Below are 18492 nucleotides of genomic sequence, written 5' to 3'. Positions count from 1 at the left end.
GGAGGAAATCGATTGAAGATAAAAGAAATGATTGTAGTAGAAGGACGGGACGACACAACACGAATCAGACTTGCTGTGGATGCAGATACGATTGAAACAAATGGTTCTGCAGTGAACAAAGCAACGCTCGATAAAATTCGTCATGCAAAAGAAAAGCGCGGAGTGATTGTGTTTACAGACCCGGATTATCCGGGCGAGCGGATCAGGCACTTAATTAATCAGGCAATCCCCGGCTGCAAGCACGCTTTTTTACGAAGAGATCAGGCAAAGGCAAAACATTCCATGAATAAAAGCTTAGGTATTGAACATGCCTCTGTGGAGGATATTCAAAAAGCACTTGCGGAGGTTTATGAATTAGCGGATTTTTCGGATAGCGATATTAACAAAGCAGACCTGATTGATTATGGATTAATTGGAGGTAAGAAGGCGTCCGGACGGAGAAAACGTCTGGGAGAGCTTTTGCATATTGGACATACCAATGGAAAGCAGCTGTTAAAACGCCTTACCCAATTCCAAATTTCCAAGGAACAATTGGAAGAAGCGATGGAAGTTATAGAGCAGGAGGAGCAGGATGTCTAAAAAATATATTGCAACACCATCGAGAACAAAAGAACTGCTGAACAAATATAGTTTTGCATTTAAAAAAAGCTTAGGACAAAACTTCCTGATTGATGTAAATGTATTAGAGAATATCATTCATCAAGCGGGGATTACAAAGGAATCGGGTGCCATTGAAATTGGGCCTGGAATGGGTGCTTTAACGGAGCAATTAGCTATTCATGCAGACAAGGTCGTTGCATTTGAGATTGACCAGCGCCTGCTCCCGATTTTAGAAGAGACGTTAGCCGATTATGATAATGTAGAAATTATTCATCATGATATTTTAAAGGCGAATGTAGAAGAAGTGATTCGGACACATTTCGAGGAAGGTCAGGATATTCATGTCGTTGCTAATCTTCCTTACTATATTACGACACCAATTTTGATGAAGCTTGTACGTGATCAGCTTCCGGTTACCAGCCTGACTGTGATGATCCAAAAAGAAGTAGCGGATAGAATGGCTGCTGTCCCAAATACCAAAAGCTATGGCTCGCTTAGCATTGCCGTACAATACTATACGGAAGCCAGTGTCGTTTTAAATGTGCCGAAGCAGGTGTTTATGCCGCAGCCTAATGTCGATTCTAGTGTGTTAAAGCTTGTGATGCGCAAAGAACCGCCTGTTCAAGTAGATAATGTAGATTTCTTTTTTGAATTGATTCAAGCAAGCTTTGCTCAAAGAAGAAAAACCCTCCGTAATAACTTAAACCGGTTTTTGCAGGATAAATTTGCAAAACAGCAAATAGAAACCTTCCTAGAAAACGCAGCAATAGATGGAGGAAGACGCGGTGAAACCTTAACCATGGAGGAATTTTCATCCTTGGCAAATGTAATCCATAAAGAGCTTCCAAAAAACTGATCAGAAGATATAATCTTTTGATCAGTTTTTTTAAATGGAACAGAGCTGTGCTTTTATTCATACAATGACAAAGAGTAAAAGGTGAGAGGTGCAGCGATGGATATACAGAAGGGTGCGTTAGTAACAAGGAAATCATATAATCATGATTTATTATTCCGTGTGGCAGAGGTCAAAAAAGGAGCTGCTGTCCTTCATGGGGAAGAACTGCGATTAAAAGCAGATGCAGCTCTATCCGATTTAACGTTAGTGGATCAAAGAGAGCATAAAAAAAGAAAAGCGGAGGACAGAGAAAAACAAGAATCCTCCTATCGATTATTTCGTCAGGACTATCAAATGATGAAAGAAAAAAGAAATTATGAAGCAACAGAAGGTTATACGGATGCTGCAAATTATTTTCAATTGCCGGCAAAAGTCCTTCATATTGATGGAGATCCGTCCTATTTAAGAAAGTGTATCCAATTATATCAGCGTATTGGGCTGCAAGTGCATGGTGTTCACTTAACGGAAACAGAAATGCCTTTTCAAATAAAAGATCTGCTTGAGAAAATCCAGCCGGATATTATGGTTATTACGGGCCACGATGCTTATTCACATAATAAGGGGATGAAGCATGATTTAAGTGCCTACCGCCATTCTAAATATTTTGTAGAGGCTGTGCGGGAAGCGAGGAACGTTTATCCGAATCTGGATCAGCTCGTCATTTTTGCAGGAGCATGCCAATCGCATTTTGAGTCATTGATTCGTGCGGGATCCAATTTTGCCAGCTCACCGTCCAGAGTCAATATTCATGCCCTGGATCCAGTCTATATTGTCGCAAAGGTAGCGTACACGTCATTTATGGAAAGTGTATCGGTGTGGGAAGCGCTCCGTAATACGTTAACGGGAGAAAAAGGATTAGGAGGAATACAGACAAGGGGATTATTACGAACAGGCATGCCTTACTTAGCGAATGAGGACGAAGATGAATTATAATCTCAAAAACTGCTTAGAAAAGGCAGTAATGGGAATAAGAGGTGTGCTTTTGTTCATCTTTCTTTCCAAGGAATTGGAACCTGTAATTAGACCATTCTGATTAGTTATTTTTTTGTAATTTTTATAAAATCAGCCTCTTATGCATTTTTTTGTGACAATTTATGTATAAAAATAGCATCATGACAAATAATATCAGAAATAGACAAAATAAATAGTTGACAATCTAAAACATATGCTGATATAATTGTTTGTTTTGCTTGACATTTCATCGGCGTATATGCTAAAATAAATGTATGTGAGGTGGAGTGTAGTGGGCAAAACGTTGATCGAAATCAAGCAAGGTCTAGATGGTCAGGTAGGTAAACGGTTAAGGCTCAGAGCGAATGGCGGAAGACGGAAAACCGTTGAAAGATGCGGTGTTCTAGCGGAGACATATCCCTCTGTTTTCATTGTTGAGCTTGACCAGGACGAGAATGCATTCGAACGGGTTTCATACAGCTATACAGACATATTGACAGAAACGGTGGAGCTGAATTTTGTGGAAGGAAGTTCAGCGGTATTTTTTAAACAGTAGACAAGCATATTGTCTGCTGTTTTTTATATTGGGTAAAAAGAACAGAAAATGGTTCTCTTGGTTAATTCTTTTGCGATTGAATGGAGGAAAAGTACATAAGCTATAATTGCCTGTCGATAAAATAAAACTTCATTCGTAAAGGGGAGCTTTTATATGGGTAGACGAGGGATTATGTCCGCACAAATGAAAGAAGAAATAGCGAAAGAATTAGGATTTTACGATACGGTACAGCAGGAAGGCTGGGGAGGAATAAAAGCTCGTGATGCCGGTAATATGGTGAAACGGGCGATAGAAATGGCAGAAGAAAGTATGAAAAAGAGCGAGTCCTGACCGGGCTTGCTTTTTTGTTTTAACGCAGTTCTGTTCCCGGCTTCAGGAGACTGGAAAGCTTGACCGGGAACTTTTTTCGGCTGCCCTTGAAACCCTTTCTTAAACTAAATTAGCCTACGTGTTTTGATTATGATACAATAAAACATATTTTTATGGACGTAGCTATGGTTTCAAATAGGTGAACGAATTTCCAACGCTTTGAGGATGTGATTGAAGATGCTTGTCATGGAGAAGGCGCCTGCTAAGATAAATTTATCATTAGATGTACTAAATAAGCGGGAGGATGGCTATCATGATGTTGAAATGGTCATGACAACGATAGACTTAGCAGATCGTTTAGAATTACGGGAATTACCTGCAGATAAAATTCAATTATCTTTGGAAAGCCGTTATGTTCCCAGCGATGAACGGAATTTAGCATATCAAGCAGCAATTTTATTTAAGAAAACGTACAATATCAAAAAAGGTGTTCACATCCAAATTGATAAATCGATTCCTGTTTCCGCTGGATTGGCTGGTGGAAGTGCTGATGCTGCAGCGGTTTTACGGGGATTAAACCGATTATGGGGACTGAATATCCCGTTAGCTGAATTAGCTGATTTAGGATCGCAATTAGGAGCGGATATTGCTTTTTGCGTTCACAGTAAAACAGCGATAGCAAAAGGTTACGGCGAGTGCATTGAACTCTTGCCTGCCCCGCCTACCTGCTGGGTTGTTCTTGCCAGACCGGATATTGGTGTATCCTCCTATACCGTATTTGATCAAATTAAAATTCCGGAGTTACAGCACCCAAATACTAAGCAGGTACTGGCAGCTTTGGAGGAAAGAGACTTTTCAAAGCTGTGCAATCATCTGGGAAATGCATTGGAGCCAATTACTTTTTCCATGCATCCGGAAGTTGCACGGCTGAAGGAAGCGATGCAGCTGGCAGGAGCAGAAGGTGTGATGATGAGCGGGAGCGGGCCGACCGTGTTTGGCTTAATGAAGCATCACCGGAAGGCACTGCGGATTTATAACAGTATGCGGGGCTTTTGCAAGGACGTTCAATTAATCCGAATGTTAGGATAGGCATTGCTAAAATGCATATGAAAATGCTATATTATATTAAGAACATTCGGATTTGAGGTGTGAGTTTGAAAAGAAGTAATCGATTGGTTGTGTTAACAGAGTACTTTTTAGAAAACCCGAGGAAACATATTCAATTGCCTTACTTTGTCGAGCTTTGTGATACAACGAAGTCATCGATAAGTGAGGATTTAGATATTATACATGAAGTTTTTCAAACAAAAGGATTGGGGTATCTGGAGAGAACGACCGGAGCTGGCGGCGGTGTGAAATATATTGCTACCAGCTCGGCAGAATCAAGCAGAGAGTTTATTTCCACGCTTCAGAAAAAGTTAGAAGATCCTGCCCGTATTCTTCCAGGAGGGTATCTGTATATGAGCGATATCCTTGGTGACCCTTCCATGGTCCGGGAAATTGGCCGTGTCTTTGCTTCCTGCTTTGCCCATTTAGAGATTGATGCAATTGTCACTGTTGCAACAAAGGGGATTCCTTTGGCGTATGCAACAGCATCCTTTTTAAATGTGCCGGTTGTTATTGCGCGCAGAGACCCCAAAGTAACAGAAGGATCCTCTGTAAGTATCAATTATGTTTCTGGATCGTCCCGGAAAATTCAAACGATGGTGCTGCCAAAGCGCAGTCTGCCTGATGGCTCAAACGTATGTATCATCGATGATTTTATGAAAGCAGGGGGAACGATTACAGGGATAAAAAGCCTCTTGGAGGAATTCTCTGCAACGGTACAGGCTGTTGGAGTACTGGCAGAAGCAGATGATGAGGAAGATGAAAGAGTGATTACCGATTATACGTCCCTCTTGAAAATATCTCCTGTCGACATACAGAATCATCATGTGTCTGTACTGCCGGGGAATTATCAAATGGAATAAACCGTATCCAAGCATACGATACAGATCTTAATCTATTTACAGATTAAGGTCTTTTTTTATACATTTGATTGATTAAAAAGATGAAATTTCATTGTTTTTAGACAATCATTTTACTTGGAAGAAAAAGGTGGATAATAATGACTAAGAAAGTCGAAAACAAATCAATTCTTAGGTATAGGGGAGAATAAATTTAAAATATTTTATTTTATTGGTATTTATAAGAAGGATTTTTGTAATTTATGTTGAAATAGTATAAGTATAAAGGATGATTTTTGAATTAGGAAAAAGGTGGTGAAACATCATGGAAGTAACTGACGTAAGATTGCGCCGCGTAAAAACAGATGGAAGAATGCAGGCCATTGCCTCAATCACATTAGACAACGAGTTTGTTGTCCATGATATCCGTGTCATCGACGGGAATAGTGGATTATTTGTTGCAATGCCGTCAAAGCGGACGCCAGACGGAGAGTTTAGGGATATTGCTCATCCGATTAATTCTGGAACACGCTCAAAAATTCAAGAAGCTGTTTTAGGGGAGTATCAACGTGAACGTGAGAATGAAGAGGGACTAGGCTATAAAGAAGAAGCCGGTGTTTCCTGAACATACGCTGGAGGGCGATTGGGCGAGAAGGTAGAAATCTGAATGAAGATTTGCCTTCTTTTTTTTGTTCTTTTTTATTGGAGCAGCACCATATGGCCGAAAAATCAAATTAAATGTGATCAAGGCAACTGGCTGATGTAGTATATTTCCGCAGCAATCGTTTGTAGAAAAAATATATTTGCTGCGTCCTCAAAGGCTTTTTAATAATAACAAATCTGGTATTTTATGGGATTAATTTGAGCTGCCGGCTGCCGTTTTGTCTGTAATAAACCAATGAATGCAGCAATGAAAGTTTTTTTCGTATTTTAGTTAAGCGATGTCACGAAAAAAATAAAAATATGATAACATAAGATATAGAAATAAAACCTTTTATTTTATTGAAATAAAGGTTTTTTTACGATATATTTTTAAATGGATATTTAGAGATGATGGAGGTTTCCTAATGACGAATCGATTTGCTGTTATTTTAGCAGCTGGGCAAGGAACAAGGATGAAATCAAAGTTATATAAAGTGCTTCATCCTGTAGTTGGCAAACCAATGGTACAGCATGTTGCGGATCAATTACAACAAACTGGGTTAGATAAATTAGTTACCATTGTCGGATTTGGAGCAGAGCAAGTAAGAGAGCAGCTTGGAGCGTCCAGTGACTTTGTCGTACAGGAAGAACAACTCGGCACAGGACATGCTGTGATGCAGGCGGAACAACTGTTACAGAATAAAGAAGGTGTAACCATTGTAGCTTGCGGGGATACCCCTTTGATTCGTGCAGAAACATTCCAAAAATTGTTTGAACATCATGAGCAGACGGGTTCTAAAGCAAGTATATTGACGGCACTTGCAGATAACCCTGCCGGATATGGCCGGGTGGTTCGAAATGATGCAGGGGAAGTTGAGAAAATTGTCGAACATAAAGATGCTTCGGAAGAGGAATTAACGATAAATGAGATTAATACAGGAACCTATTGTTTTGACAATAAAGCATTATTTGAAGCTTTAAAATCGGTGTCTAATGACAATGCACAAGGAGAGTATTATTTACCTGATGTCATTAAAATTTTAGGTGACCAGGGAGAGCGTATCAGCGCTTATGTAGCAGCTGAATTTAATGAAACGATAGGGATTAATGATCGTGTTGCATTAAGTGAAGCGGAAAAAATTATGAAACGGCGTATTAATGAGACGCACATGCGTAATGGTGTGACCATCGTGGATCCTGATAATACATATATCGGTCCGGATGTGAAAATTGCTGCAGATGTGTATCTTCATCCAGGAACGGTCTTAAAAGGGGATACCTCCATTGCGGCTGGTTCAGAGATTGGTCCGCATACAGAAATAAAAGATTGTGAAGTTGGGGAAGCTACAACGATCCGATTCAGTGTCGCTGCAGACAGCCGCATTGGGAATCGAGTGAATATTGGTCCCTACGCACATATCCGTCCAGCCTCAAATGTTGGAAACGACACAAAAATTGGCAATTTTGTAGAGCTGAAGAAAACGACTCTGGGCAACAACAGCAAGGTTTCTCATCTTAGTTATGTAGGGGATGCTAATGTGGGAGAGCGTGTAAATGTCGGTTGTGGTACAATAACAGTAAATTATGATGGAAAAAATAAATTCCTGACAACAATAGAAGATGATTCGTTTATTGGATGTAACTCCAATTTAATTGCGCCGGTTACAGTTGGTAAAGGTGCATATGTGGCAGCCGGATCGACAATTACAAATGATGTGCCGGACGAGGCATTATCCATTGCAAGATCGAAGCAATCAAATAAAGAAGGATATGCAAAGAAGTTTAAAAAATAGACTACAAACAAAGTCATGGAGGTTAGAGGAATGTCATCCAACTATAAGGACGCTTCGTTGAAAGTATTTTCGTTAAATTCGAATCCAGCATTAGCAGAAAGTATTGCAGCTCAAATCGGAACGAAATTAGGAAAATGTACCGTAACGCAATTTAGTGACGGTGAAATTCAAATTAATATAGATGAGAGTGTGCGTGGTTCTGACGTATATGTTATCCAGTCTACGTCAGCACCGGTAAACCAGAATATTATGGAGCTGCTGATTATGATCGACGCATTGAAGCGCGCTTCTGCCAAATCAATCAATATTGTTATGCCTTACTACGGTTATGCTCGGCAGGACCGTAAAGCCAGAGCCCGTGAGCCGATTACGGCAAAATTAATGGCAGATATAATTGAAAAAGCAGGAGCAAATCGAATGATTACACTTGATCTGCATGCACCACAAATTCAAGGCTTCTTTGATATTCCAATTGACCACTTACAGGGTGTCCCTATTTTAGCTACTTATTTCGAACAGAAGAATCTGGAGGATGTGATTGTTGTTTCTCCTGACCATGGCGGTGTAGTGCGTGCCAGAAAAATGGCAGACCGCTTAAAAGCCCCAATTGGTATTATTGATAAACGACGTCCAAAGCCCAATGTTGCTGAAGTGATGAATATTATTGGTAACATTGAAGGGAAGACAGCTATTTTAATTGATGATTTAATTGATACAGCTGGTACAATTACCTTAGCTGCGAACGCATTAATTGAAAGTGGCGCAAAAGAAGTATATGCTTGTTGTACCCACCCGGTACTTTCTGGACCAGCTATCGAGCGCATTGACAATTCAAAAATCAAAGAGCTCGTTGTCACAGATACGATTCCTTTGCCGGAAGAAAAATGTATTGATAAAATTACCGAATTATCGGTTGCTTCTCTGCTGGGCGAAGCGATTATCCGTGTTCACGAAATGCAATCTGTAAGTATTCTTTTTGATTAAAGGTTTAACTTGTTCCATTTTAGGGTATGTATTATATTGACCGTTTATTTTATTGAGAAAAAGAAATAATGCAACATATGCAGTAACAATGATTCATATTATTTTTTTAATCAACTTGGAGGGTGATACGAATGGCAGTAAAATTAAACGCAAAAAAAAGAGAAGATCTTGCAAAATCAGTAACAAGCGAAATTAGAAAAAGCGGTAGAATTCCAGCGGTCGTCTATGGAAAGGACAAAGACGCGAAGACAATTTCTGTAGATAGCGTTGATTTAGTGAAAACCGTTCGGGATGAAGGACGAAATGCAATCATTTCACTTCAAGTCGAAGGCGGCGACACGGTAGATGTGATGCTGCATGATTATCAAATAGATCCGATAAAAGATGATTTGCTTCACGCCGATTTCTATATCGTAAATATGTCTGAAGAAATGGACGTTGATGTTTCTGTTCGCCTTGATGGTGAATCAAAAGGTGAAAAAGAAGGCGGCGTACTACAGCAGCCGTTTTATGAAATTCAAGTCCGTGCAAAACCAAAAGATATTCCTGAGGAAATCGTGGTAGATGTCTCTGACCTGGATGTGAACGAAAGCTTATCTATTTCTGATTTGAAAGTAACTGGAAACTATGAGTTTTTAGATGATCCAGATACGACAATCGCTTCCGTTGTTCCTCCAACTACAGAAGAAGATTTAGAAACAGACACAGAAGCAGATGAAAATGCAGAACCGGAAGTCATTAAAGAAAAATCTGACTCAGAGGAAGAGTAATTTTTAAGTTAACAATATAGAAGTAATACCTCCCTTCTTTACGCATACAATACTGGTATGCGTAAAGAAGGGTTATTGCGTTTAACAGAAATTGTGGACAGGGAAAAGTGAGGGTATGGTGATGAAGTTAATTGTTGGGCTAGGAAACCCTGGAAGGAAATATAAGAAGACGCGTCATAATATTGGCTTCCGTACGATTGATGCGCTGTTAGATCGTCATGGATGGAAGCTGAATAACTCGAAATTTCACGGGGATTATGCCATTGAACATTTCAATGGAGAAAAGATTGTATTATTACAGCCGCAAACCTATATGAATTTGTCAGGCGAGTCCATTCGGCCGCTGATGGATTATTATGATATAGAGACAGAAGACGTGATCGTTATTTATGATGATCTTGATTTGCCGACAGGGAAAATCAGGTTACGGCAAAAGGGCGGCCATGGCGGTCATAATGGAGTTCGTTCCACAATTGAACATTTAGGAACAAAAGAATTTAAACGAATACGTTTAGGGGTAGGAAGACCGGTAAATGCAACTCCTGTCGTAGATTATGTATTAGGGAAGTTTCCCAAAGATGAAAAAGAAGCGGTTGAACAAAGTGTTCAAGATGCAGCTGATGCTATTGAAGCGTGGATAGAAGGCAAACCTTTTGTAGAAGTGATGAATGATTTTAATCAATAAAGCATACCTTTGGTTTGAAGGGGAAGTTCCATTCATCCACCTTTTTGAGTGGGAAATGGAAGCAGGGTATATTCTTATTCCTCTCGGTTAAAACTAAATGAAAAGTGCAGATATCCTTTCTGAGCAAGGAATAGGCTGCGCTCTAAATTTTTGTATTTTAATCGAGGTGAATGAGATGGTTATCTACTATGGTTGTCGACATTGCGGAAAAGAGCTGGGTGTGCTGCAGCATACAGAAATGGATATAACCTTACGATTCCTTGAACTTCTGGAGGAAAAGGATTTAGCAGAAATGATAGTCTCTGAAAAAGATGGCTATTTCCGCTTAGAAGTCATTTGTGAATACTGTCAGCAGGCTCTTGATATGCATCCTGATTATCATGAATTGGACCATTTTTTACAATAGCCTGAATGGATTCCGGTCTGATGATTATTTTCTGGATAGACCTATGACCGTATATACCATTTTCTTAAAAATAAAATATATTTTATCGACTATTTTCACGCACAATGCGCGTTTTTAAAATACTTTAACAATTTAGAGGGGAAATACGAATGAAAGCAGTTCATAATTATTTAAAATCACAGGAAGATATTCAGTCGATTATGGATGGATTGCTGGCAGGCATGAAGGAGCAGATGGTTGCCGGCTTAAGCGGCTCTGCTAGAAGCCTGCTCTTATCCACCATACATCAATCCATGAATCGTCCTTTATTAATTGTTACCCATCAGCTCGCTCAGGCACAGCAGCTGTATGATGATTTAGCAGAGCTGGCAAATGAGGAGGGGGTATATCTTTATCCTGTCAACGAGTTAATAGCCTCCGAAATGGCTGTAGCGAGCCCTGAATTGCGCGCTCAGCGGATTGAAGCATTAACTGCTTGGACACAGAAAGATAAAGGGATACTAATCGCTCCTGTTGCAGCATTAAAAAGAATGCTGCCGCCAAAAGCATATTGGAATAAATATCAGCTTCTATTTCAAACAGGAAAAGACATTGAGGTAGAGGCCTATCTGCGTTCCTTGGTGGAAATGGGCTATGAAGGCGCCTCAATGGTTACCGCCCCTGGTGAATTCAGCCAGCGGGGAGGAATTATTGATATTTATCCAATTACGGAGGAGCATCCAATCCGGATTGAGCTATTTGATGAAGAGGTAGATTCTATCCGCTATTTTGATGCGGAGTCACAGCGTTCTTTAGACAAAGTAGAAGAGGTAATAATCCACCCTGCTACAGAATTATTGATAGATAAACAAGAAATGGTGAAAGTAGCAGAACGGCTAGAGGATGCCCTTTCAGATACATTGAAAAAAGTCAAAAAACCTTCTGATCAAGAAGAGCTTGTGGAGGTTATTGAACAAGATATTGAACAATTTAAACAATTAAACCGTTTCCAGGGGATGTATAAATACATTGGCTATTTATATAACGAGCCAGCTAGTTTGTTAGACTATTTGCCGCGGAATGGGGTTGTCTTTTTTGATGAAATGAGCCGTATTCAGGAAACGGCGACCAATTTAGATCATGAAGAGCTGGAATGGTATACGGGGCTGCTGGAAGGAAATAAAATGGTCCAGGGCAGTCAATTTTCTTTTGGATGGAATACATTGATAGACGGTATTTCCCATTCTCGTGTATATATGTCTGTGTTTATGCGGCATATTCCAAATACGAACCCGCAAAATATTATTAATCTATCGACACGAACGATGCAGGAATTTCATGGGCAGATGCCTTTATTTAAAAATGAATTAAAGCGCTGGGAAAAGGGAGATTACTCGGTTGTTATTCTGACACCAAATGAACAGCGCGCAGAAAAAGTACATTCTATTTTAGAAGATTATGATATTGAAACACAGGTGGAAAAAGAATTAAAACTGCCGATACAAAAGCCGACCGTTATCGTGGGGCAGTTGCATTCGGGAATTGAATTCCCGATGCATAAGCTGGCGATTATCACCGAAAATGAATTGTTCAAGCAGCGCACGAAGCGTTCTAGAAAACAGCCAAAGATTACGAATGCAGAGCGCATTAAGAATTATCAAGAGCTCAAGGTCGGCGATTATGTAGTTCATGCAAATCATGGTGTCGGGAAATATCTCGGGATTGAAACGTTAGAAGTTAACAAACTGCATAAGGATTATATGCTGATCCGTTACTCTGGAGACGATAAGCTGTTCGTGCCAATTGATCAAATTGATTTAGTTCAGAAATTTGTCGGTTCTGAAGGAAAGGAACCGAAGCTATATAAATTAGGCGGTACGGAATGGACAAAGGTAAAACGCAAAGTTCAGCGATCTGTGGAAGACATTGCTGATGATTTAATCAAGTTATATTCGGAGCGTGAATCCCGGCAAGGCTACGCTTTCTCACCAGATTCTGAATTACAGCGTGAATTTGAAGCGTCCTTTGCCTACCAGGAGACAGAGGATCAACTGCGGTGTATCACAGAAATCAAAGAGGATATGGAAAAAGTAAAACCAATGGACCGCTTGCTCTGTGGGGACGTTGGTTACGGGAAAACAGAGGTTGCTATCCGTGCTGCTTTCAAAGCAGTGGCAGATGGAAAGCAGGTTGCTATTCTGGTGCCGACAACGATTCTGGCACAGCAGCATTATGAGACAATTCGCGAAAGATTCCAGGATTACCCGGTAAACATTGGTTTATTAAGCCGTTTCCGCACGCGTAAGCAATCCAATGAAACGGTAAAAGGGCTGGAAGATGGAAATATGGATATTGTTGTAGGGACACATCGTCTGTTATCAAAGGATGTAAAATACAAGGATTTAGGCTTGCTTGTTGTCGATGAGGAACAGCGGTTTGGTGTGAAGCACAAGGAAAAAATCAAACAGCTGAAGACCAATGTCGATGTTTTAACGCTGACAGCAACGCCTATTCCAAGAACACTGCATATGTCCATGCTGGGAGTAAGGGATCTATCTGTTATTGAAACCCCCCCTGAAAACAGATTTCCGATTCAAACCTATGTGATGGAATATAATCCATCCTTTATTCGGGAAGCTGTTGATCGGGAAATGTCCAGAGGGGGGCAGGTTTTCTTCCTGCATAACAGAGTAGAAAATATTGAGAAAACAGCCCGCGATATTGGCATGCTTGTACCAAATGCCAAGGTAGCCATTGCGCATGGACAAATGAATGAATCCGAATTGGAGAATGTTATTTTCGGTTTCATAGAAGGGGAATTTGATATTTTAGTCAGTACGACCATTATTGAAACAGGGGTGGACATCCCGAATGTGAATACCTTGATTGTCAATCATGCCGATCGTATGGGGCTGAGCCAGCTTTACCAATTAAGAGGCCGTGTCGGGCGTTCTAATCGTGTAGCTTATGCTTATTTCACGTATCAGCGTGATAAGGTATTAACAGAGGTGGCTGAGAAACGATTGCAGGCCATTAAAGAATTTACAGAGCTCGGCTCTGGATTTAAGATTGCGATGCGCGATTTGTCTATTCGCGGTGCTGGAAATTTACTCGGCGCACAGCAGCACGGATTTATTGATTCAGTTGGGTTTGATATGTATTCTCAAATGCTGAAGGATGCAATCGATGCCCGCAAAGAAGGAAAAGAAGTAGAAGATATTAAGCCGTTTGAACCGGAGATTTCATTAAAAATCGATGCATATATTCCGGATGAATACTTGAATGATGAGAAACAGAAAATTGAAATGTATAAGCAATTCCAAAACGTGGATAGCCCGGAAGCAGTCCAGGATTTAAGAGACGAATTAATTGACCGCTTCGGAGATTATCCTGCAGAAGTCGAAAATTTATTCACGGTAAGCATTATGAGAATGCATGCGAAGAAACAGCGTGTGCAATCCATTACAGAAGCGCCGCAAAAAATCACGATGCTGCTCGATGAAGAAAGAAGTCAGGAAATTGATGGCTCTAAATTATTTGAAGCGGCGAATCAATTTGATCGTCAAGTCAGTCTGGGCACCGAAAATCAAAACTTAAAAGCAGGTATTAAATGGAGCAAAGACAAGGCTTATAAACGGCACGATACCGTTATTGAATTCATTAAAAAATTAAGCGATGTGAATCGTTAAAGATATGATAAACCAGTGAAAAGCTGCTTTCTTACGAAAAGAGAGCAGCTTTTTTTATGCGAAGAACACGGCTGGAGCGGAGGGTTTTCCTATACATTCCAAATAAAATAACAAAAATTTCAATTGGAATGTATAGTTATCTCTGGTTGTTTAATACTATAACAACAACCGGTGATGAATCATGGAAGGAAGTCCTTCCATCCAGGTCAGAATCGTCATTTAGAAAGGGAGGATACTTAGATGAAAGCAACAGGAATCGTACGACGTATCGATGATTTAGGAAGAGTAGTGGTGCCAAAAGAAATTCGGAGAACCTTGCGTATTCGTGAAGGAGACCCCCTCGAAATTTTCGTTGACCGGGAAGGAGAGGTTATTTTAAAGAAATATTCCCCAATCAGTGAACTGGGTCATTTTGCGAAAGAATATGCGGAGGCGTTGTTTCAATCCTTGCAAGCACCGGTTATTATCACTGACCGGGATGAAATTATTGCTGTAGCAGGAGAATCTAAAAAAGAGTACTTGAATAAATCGCTGAGCGGTAAGATTACTGACATTATTGAAGGACGATCGCCTGTTTATGAAGGGGATAAGTCCCAGATGGAAATTGTAGATGGAAATGAACAGGAGCTGCACTCTTATTCGATTCATCCGATTATTGCCAATGGCGACCCCATCGGCTGTGTAATGATTTTTTCGAAAGAAGATAAACTGAGCAAGGTAGAACAGAAGGCGGCAGAGACGGCATCTGTTTTCCTGGCGAAACAAATGGAATAGACCATACTTTTACTATTATTTTTTCTAGAAGAAGCTTTCTCTAGGTTACCTCCAATCTAGAAGACAGGCTTCTTTTTTTCTTGATTTTTCTTAGCAACGTGCTTCTCTCCCTGATATGATATACTGAGAGAAATTCATTTGGAAAAGGAAAAATTTATCATGTCAGATAATGAAACAAGCCGGCTGGTTAAAGGTGCGGTGGTACTGAGTATCGCTGGTTTGATAAGTAAAGTGCTTAGTGCTGTTTATCGTATTGTATTGCAAAACTTAACAGGGGATATCGGCTTTTATATGTATCAGCAGCTCTATCCATTATTGGGAATTGCTACGATGCTTGCATTGTACGGGTTCCCTTCTGCTATTTCCTCGCTAACAGCAACGGAGCTGGAAAAAGGAAGAGCGCTGTCCTGGAGAGGATTCTATCGGCCAATCCTTTTTATTCTTGGGAGCTTTCATCTCTTGCTTATTGCAATCGTGTATTTTACAGCTCCATTATTAGCCCGATTAGCTGGGGATGAGCGTTTTGTTGGTTTATATCAAGTTACAGCCGCCGTGTTCCTGATTGTTCCTGTACTGGCTTTATTCCGGGGGATACAGCAGGGAAAGTATGAGATGGCTCCTACTGCATTTTCGCAAATCGGAGAACAATTTATTCGTGTAGGGACCATTATTGCCGGAGCGCTGCTGGTCAGCCAAGGTATTTTTCAAATTGATGCCATTGGAACGACGGCCGTGCTTGCATCCTTGCTGGGAGGAGTCAGTGCGCTTGTTGTGCTGGTGTGCTTTTATTATAAAAATCGAAAGCATTCCCCTGCAGACGTTAAAGCATTTTCTTTGGAGGAAGCTGTCCCATGGAAAAAATATGTGAAAACCTTGCTTTTATTTGGGGTAGCTGCGGCGATGAATCATATGACACTTTTATTCATGCAGTTAGCAGATGCTTTTACATTTGTGCCGAGATTGATGGCAAGCGGAGCAGCAGAGATAGCTGCTAAAGAAATGAAAGGCGTGTTTGACCGGGGGCAGCCGCTGATTCAGGTGGTGACCATCATTGGTTCGTCCATTGCTTTAGCGATTATACCGGCGATTAATTATCAGAAATTAAAAAAACAACGGGAGCAAGTAATGAATTATATTCAAACAGCCATGCATGTTGGTATTTTTATCGCCATAGGTGCTGTTTTAGGGCTATTTATTATTTTCCCGGAGGTCAACCAGCTGCTTTATAAAAATATCCAGGGTACGAGCGAATTAAGATTATTGATTATAGCTATCGGCATGTCTACCATTTCGATTATCGGCGCATCGATTTTGCAAAGCTTGGGGATGATTGTGCGAACAGCTGTATTTATCGGTATTTCCTTTGTAGTGAAGGTAGGCAGTAACCTGATTCTTATTCCGCATTTTGAGGTATATGGCGCGAGTATAGCAACGATTTTAAGTCTCAGTGTGTTATTATTGCTTGTAGGAATCGAGTTATATCGAAAATTGCCAAGCGTGTCATTATATCGTTCAATGTCATGGAAAAGCTTGGCTGCAGCGAGCTTATCGATGGTTATATACCTTTTGGTGATGCAGAGAATGTTTTCTGCACTTGTGATAGATATAAGGCTGCTGCTGCTGATATATGTTCTTTTTATTTCGGTATCAGGCGCAGGTTTATTCCTCTTTGTATTGCTAAAAACAGGCGGATTAACCGAAGCACAAATTCGTATTTTACCAAAATCAGCGTACATGTTACGTATTTATCATAAAGGGAGGAAAAAACCTTGAAGCAAATAGAGGTTATTGGATTGGGCGCAGGAGATATAGAGCAGCTCCCGCTCGGTATATATAGAAAATTAACGCAAGCACAGCAAACGATTTATGCAAGAACTAATGATCATCCCGTTATCAAAGTGCTGGAAGCAGAGAGAGTCTCTTTTACTTCTTTTGATACGCTTTATGAAGAAGAAGAGCAGTTTGATACGGTATATGCCCGTATTACAGCACAGCTTGTAGAAGCTGCTAAAACAAGTGAGGACACCGTTATCTACGCTGTTCCCGGCCATCCTATGCTGGCAGAGAAAACCGTTCAGCTTCTATTGGAGCAGAACGAGGTCGAGGTATTGATTGCAGGCGGGCAAAGCTATTTAGATGACTTATTTACTGCCATGCAAATTGATCCTATTGAAGGATTTCAATTTGTAGACGGAACAGATTTCAGACGTGATCAGCTTCATTTCGGTAATCATTTATTTGTTTGTCAGGTATATGACATGTTCATTGCCTCCGAGGTCAAGCTGACTTTATTGGAGGATTTGCCGCCTGCTTATGAGGTTTATATTGTGGAAGCGGCTGGCAGCAGGGCGGAAAAAATTGAAAAAGTTCGTTTAGAGGAATTGGATCACCGGATGGAAATCAGCAATTTGACTACGCTATATATCCCTCCGGTTCCAAAAGGATATCTGCACCATACCTTCCCGTTCTTACGTGAAGTGATGGCGATTTTGCGCGGACCTGATGGCTGCCCGTGGGATAAGAAGCAAACGCATGAATCCTTGCGTCATCATACGATTGAAGAGGTCTATGAGCTGATTGAAGCGATTGATGAAGAAGATGATGACCATATTGTCGAGGAGCTTGGTGATTTGTTGATGCATATTTTATTGCATAGTCAAATTGGCGAGGACAATGGTTATTTTACGATAGATGATGTAATTCAGTCGATTTCGGATAAAATGATTTACCGCCATCCGCATGTTTTTGGGGGAGCAACAGCAGATACTGAGGAAACAGTGTTAGAGAACTGGGAAGAGCTCAAAAAACAGGAAAAAGGAAAAGAGAGGGAATCCGTGCTGGACGGTATTCCCGTACATCTTCCTGCTTTAGCTAAAGCATATAAGCTTGTGTCCAAAGCAGGGAAAGTCGGCTTTGAATGGAGTCATGTAGACGAAGTATGGGAGAATTTGAAGGAAGAGATCGATGAAGTTATCGAAGCTGTTCAGGATAAAGATTTGACGGATGTGGAAGAGGAGCTGGGAGATGTATTATTTGTCTTAGCGAATATTTCCAGATACTATAAAGTCAATCCTGAGGTTGCGCTGGAGCGTGCCAACCGGAAATTTATCAGCCGATTTCAATATATAGAAAACAAGCTTGAAGAAAAGAGGCAGAGTCCTGAAACAGCTTCTCTGCAGGAAATGGATGCTTATTGGGAAGAAGCGAAGAAAAATCAAGCGATGAGAGGAGAAGAAAGATGAGATTAGATAAATTTTTAAAAATATCCCGAATCATTAAACGCCGTACATTAGCTAAAGAAGTAGCAGACCAAGGAAGAATCACTGTAAATGGAAACGCAGCGAAGGCTTCTTCCGTCCTTTCTGAAGGGGATGAGCTTGTTATTCGATTTGGCCAGAAATTGGTTACGGTAAAAGTAAATTCACTGCGGGAAAATGTCCGTAAAGATGAAGCAGATACCCTTTACACCATTGTGAAAGAAGAAAAAATAGAGCAGTAAAAATATAGTTCTAT

18 protein-coding genes are annotated in these 18492 nt (G+C 40.5%); all 18 read left to right on the top strand.

Going from position 1 to position 18492, the window contains the following annotated elements:
• Positions 1-12 precede the first annotated feature (12 nt).
• The 18 genes from rnmV to BN997_RS00100 all read left to right on the top strand — a co-directional run bounded on the left by rnmV (position 13) and on the right by BN997_RS00100 (position 18478).
• A complete protein-coding gene (gene rnmV, locus BN997_RS00180) occupies positions 13-579 on the top strand; it encodes a ribonuclease M5 (protein WP_042528580.1) in 567 nt (188 codons plus the stop codon).
• A complete protein-coding gene (gene rsmA, locus BN997_RS00175) occupies positions 572-1456 on the top strand; it encodes a 16S rRNA (adenine(1518)-N(6)/adenine(1519)-N(6))-dimethyltransferase RsmA (RefSeq protein ID WP_042528579.1) in 885 nt (294 codons plus the stop codon). Before rnmV ends, rsmA begins: the two co-directional genes overlap by 8 nt.
• A gap of 96 nt (positions 1457-1552) precedes the next feature.
• Positions 1553-2428 (top strand): sporulation peptidase YabG, encoded by an 876-nt coding sequence (gene yabG, locus BN997_RS00170; RefSeq protein WP_042528578.1) that lies wholly within the window; start codon positions 1553-1555, stop codon positions 2426-2428.
• Positions 2429-2738: 310 nt separating this feature from the next.
• Positions 2739-3002 carry a biofilm formation stimulator Veg gene (gene veg, locus BN997_RS00165; RefSeq protein WP_042528577.1) on the top strand — a complete coding sequence of 88 codons (264 nt, stop codon included), beginning with the start codon at positions 2739-2741 and terminating at the stop codon, positions 3000-3002.
• A 153-nt stretch (positions 3003-3155) separates the two neighbouring features.
• Positions 3156-3332, top strand: coding sequence for a small, acid-soluble spore protein, alpha/beta type (locus BN997_RS22375; RefSeq protein WP_084612794.1), 177 nt, complete (start codon positions 3156-3158; stop codon positions 3330-3332).
• A gap of 216 nt (positions 3333-3548) precedes the next feature.
• On the top strand, positions 3549-4400 hold the full coding sequence (ispE, locus tag BN997_RS00160) for a 4-(cytidine 5'-diphospho)-2-C-methyl-D-erythritol kinase (RefSeq protein ID WP_042528576.1): 852 nt from the start codon (positions 3549-3551) through the stop codon (positions 4398-4400).
• A gap of 65 nt (positions 4401-4465) precedes the next feature.
• Positions 4466-5281 (top strand): pur operon repressor, encoded by an 816-nt coding sequence (gene purR / locus BN997_RS00155; RefSeq protein ID WP_042528575.1) that lies wholly within the window; start codon positions 4466-4468, stop codon positions 5279-5281.
• Between the two features lie 301 nt (positions 5282-5582).
• Positions 5583-5882, top strand: coding sequence for a septation regulator SpoVG (gene spoVG / locus BN997_RS00150; protein ID WP_042528574.1), 300 nt, complete (start codon positions 5583-5585; stop codon positions 5880-5882).
• A gap of 442 nt (positions 5883-6324) precedes the next feature.
• The gene (gene glmU, locus BN997_RS00145) at positions 6325-7692 is read left to right on the top strand and encodes a bifunctional UDP-N-acetylglucosamine diphosphorylase/glucosamine-1-phosphate N-acetyltransferase GlmU (RefSeq protein WP_042528573.1); all 1368 of its coding nucleotides are present in this window, start codon (positions 6325-6327) and stop codon (positions 7690-7692) included.
• A 30-nt stretch (positions 7693-7722) separates the two neighbouring features.
• Positions 7723-8676: a ribose-phosphate diphosphokinase gene (locus BN997_RS00140; protein ID WP_042528572.1), complete on the top strand. Its 954-nt coding sequence runs from the start codon at positions 7723-7725 to the stop codon at positions 8674-8676.
• A gap of 131 nt (positions 8677-8807) precedes the next feature.
• Entirely contained in the window at positions 8808-9446 is a 639-nt protein-coding gene (locus BN997_RS00135) for a 50S ribosomal protein L25/general stress protein Ctc (protein WP_042528571.1), read from the top strand.
• A 121-nt stretch (positions 9447-9567) separates the two neighbouring features.
• On the top strand, positions 9568-10131 hold the full coding sequence (gene pth / locus BN997_RS00130) for an aminoacyl-tRNA hydrolase (RefSeq protein ID WP_042528570.1): 564 nt from the start codon (positions 9568-9570) through the stop codon (positions 10129-10131).
• 175 nt (positions 10132-10306) lie between these two features.
• Entirely contained in the window at positions 10307-10537 is a 231-nt protein-coding gene (locus BN997_RS00125; RefSeq protein WP_042535602.1) for an anti-sigma-F factor Fin, read from the top strand.
• A gap of 149 nt (positions 10538-10686) precedes the next feature.
• Entirely contained in the window at positions 10687-14205 is a 3519-nt protein-coding gene (mfd, locus tag BN997_RS00120) for a transcription-repair coupling factor (RefSeq protein WP_042528569.1), read from the top strand.
• Positions 14206-14445: 240 nt separating this feature from the next.
• On the top strand, positions 14446-14979 hold the full coding sequence (gene spoVT, locus BN997_RS00115) for a stage V sporulation protein T (protein ID WP_042528568.1): 534 nt from the start codon (positions 14446-14448) through the stop codon (positions 14977-14979).
• Positions 14980-15138: 159 nt separating this feature from the next.
• Positions 15139-16752, top strand: coding sequence for a putative polysaccharide biosynthesis protein (locus tag BN997_RS00110; RefSeq protein ID WP_042535600.1), 1614 nt, complete (start codon positions 15139-15141; stop codon positions 16750-16752).
• Positions 16749-18221, top strand: a complete 1473-nt coding sequence (gene mazG, locus BN997_RS00105; protein ID WP_042528567.1) for a bifunctional methyltransferase/pyrophosphohydrolase YabN — start codon at positions 16749-16751, stop codon at positions 18219-18221. The genes BN997_RS00110 and mazG overlap by 4 nt, the downstream gene beginning before the upstream one ends.
• Positions 18218-18478: an RNA-binding S4 domain-containing protein gene (locus tag BN997_RS00100; RefSeq protein WP_042528566.1), complete on the top strand. Its 261-nt coding sequence runs from the start codon at positions 18218-18220 to the stop codon at positions 18476-18478. The genes mazG and BN997_RS00100 overlap by 4 nt, the downstream gene beginning before the upstream one ends.
• The last annotated feature ends 14 nt before the right edge of the window (positions 18479-18492 follow it).

Origin of the sequence: Oceanobacillus oncorhynchi, from assembly GCF_000821065.1 — a bacterium.
Taxonomy (GTDB): Bacteria; Bacillota; Bacilli; order Bacillales; family Amphibacillaceae; genus Oceanobacillus; species Oceanobacillus oncorhynchi.
The sequence above is the reverse complement of the archived record's forward strand: the minus strand, read 5'-3'. Positions and strand labels throughout refer to the sequence as shown.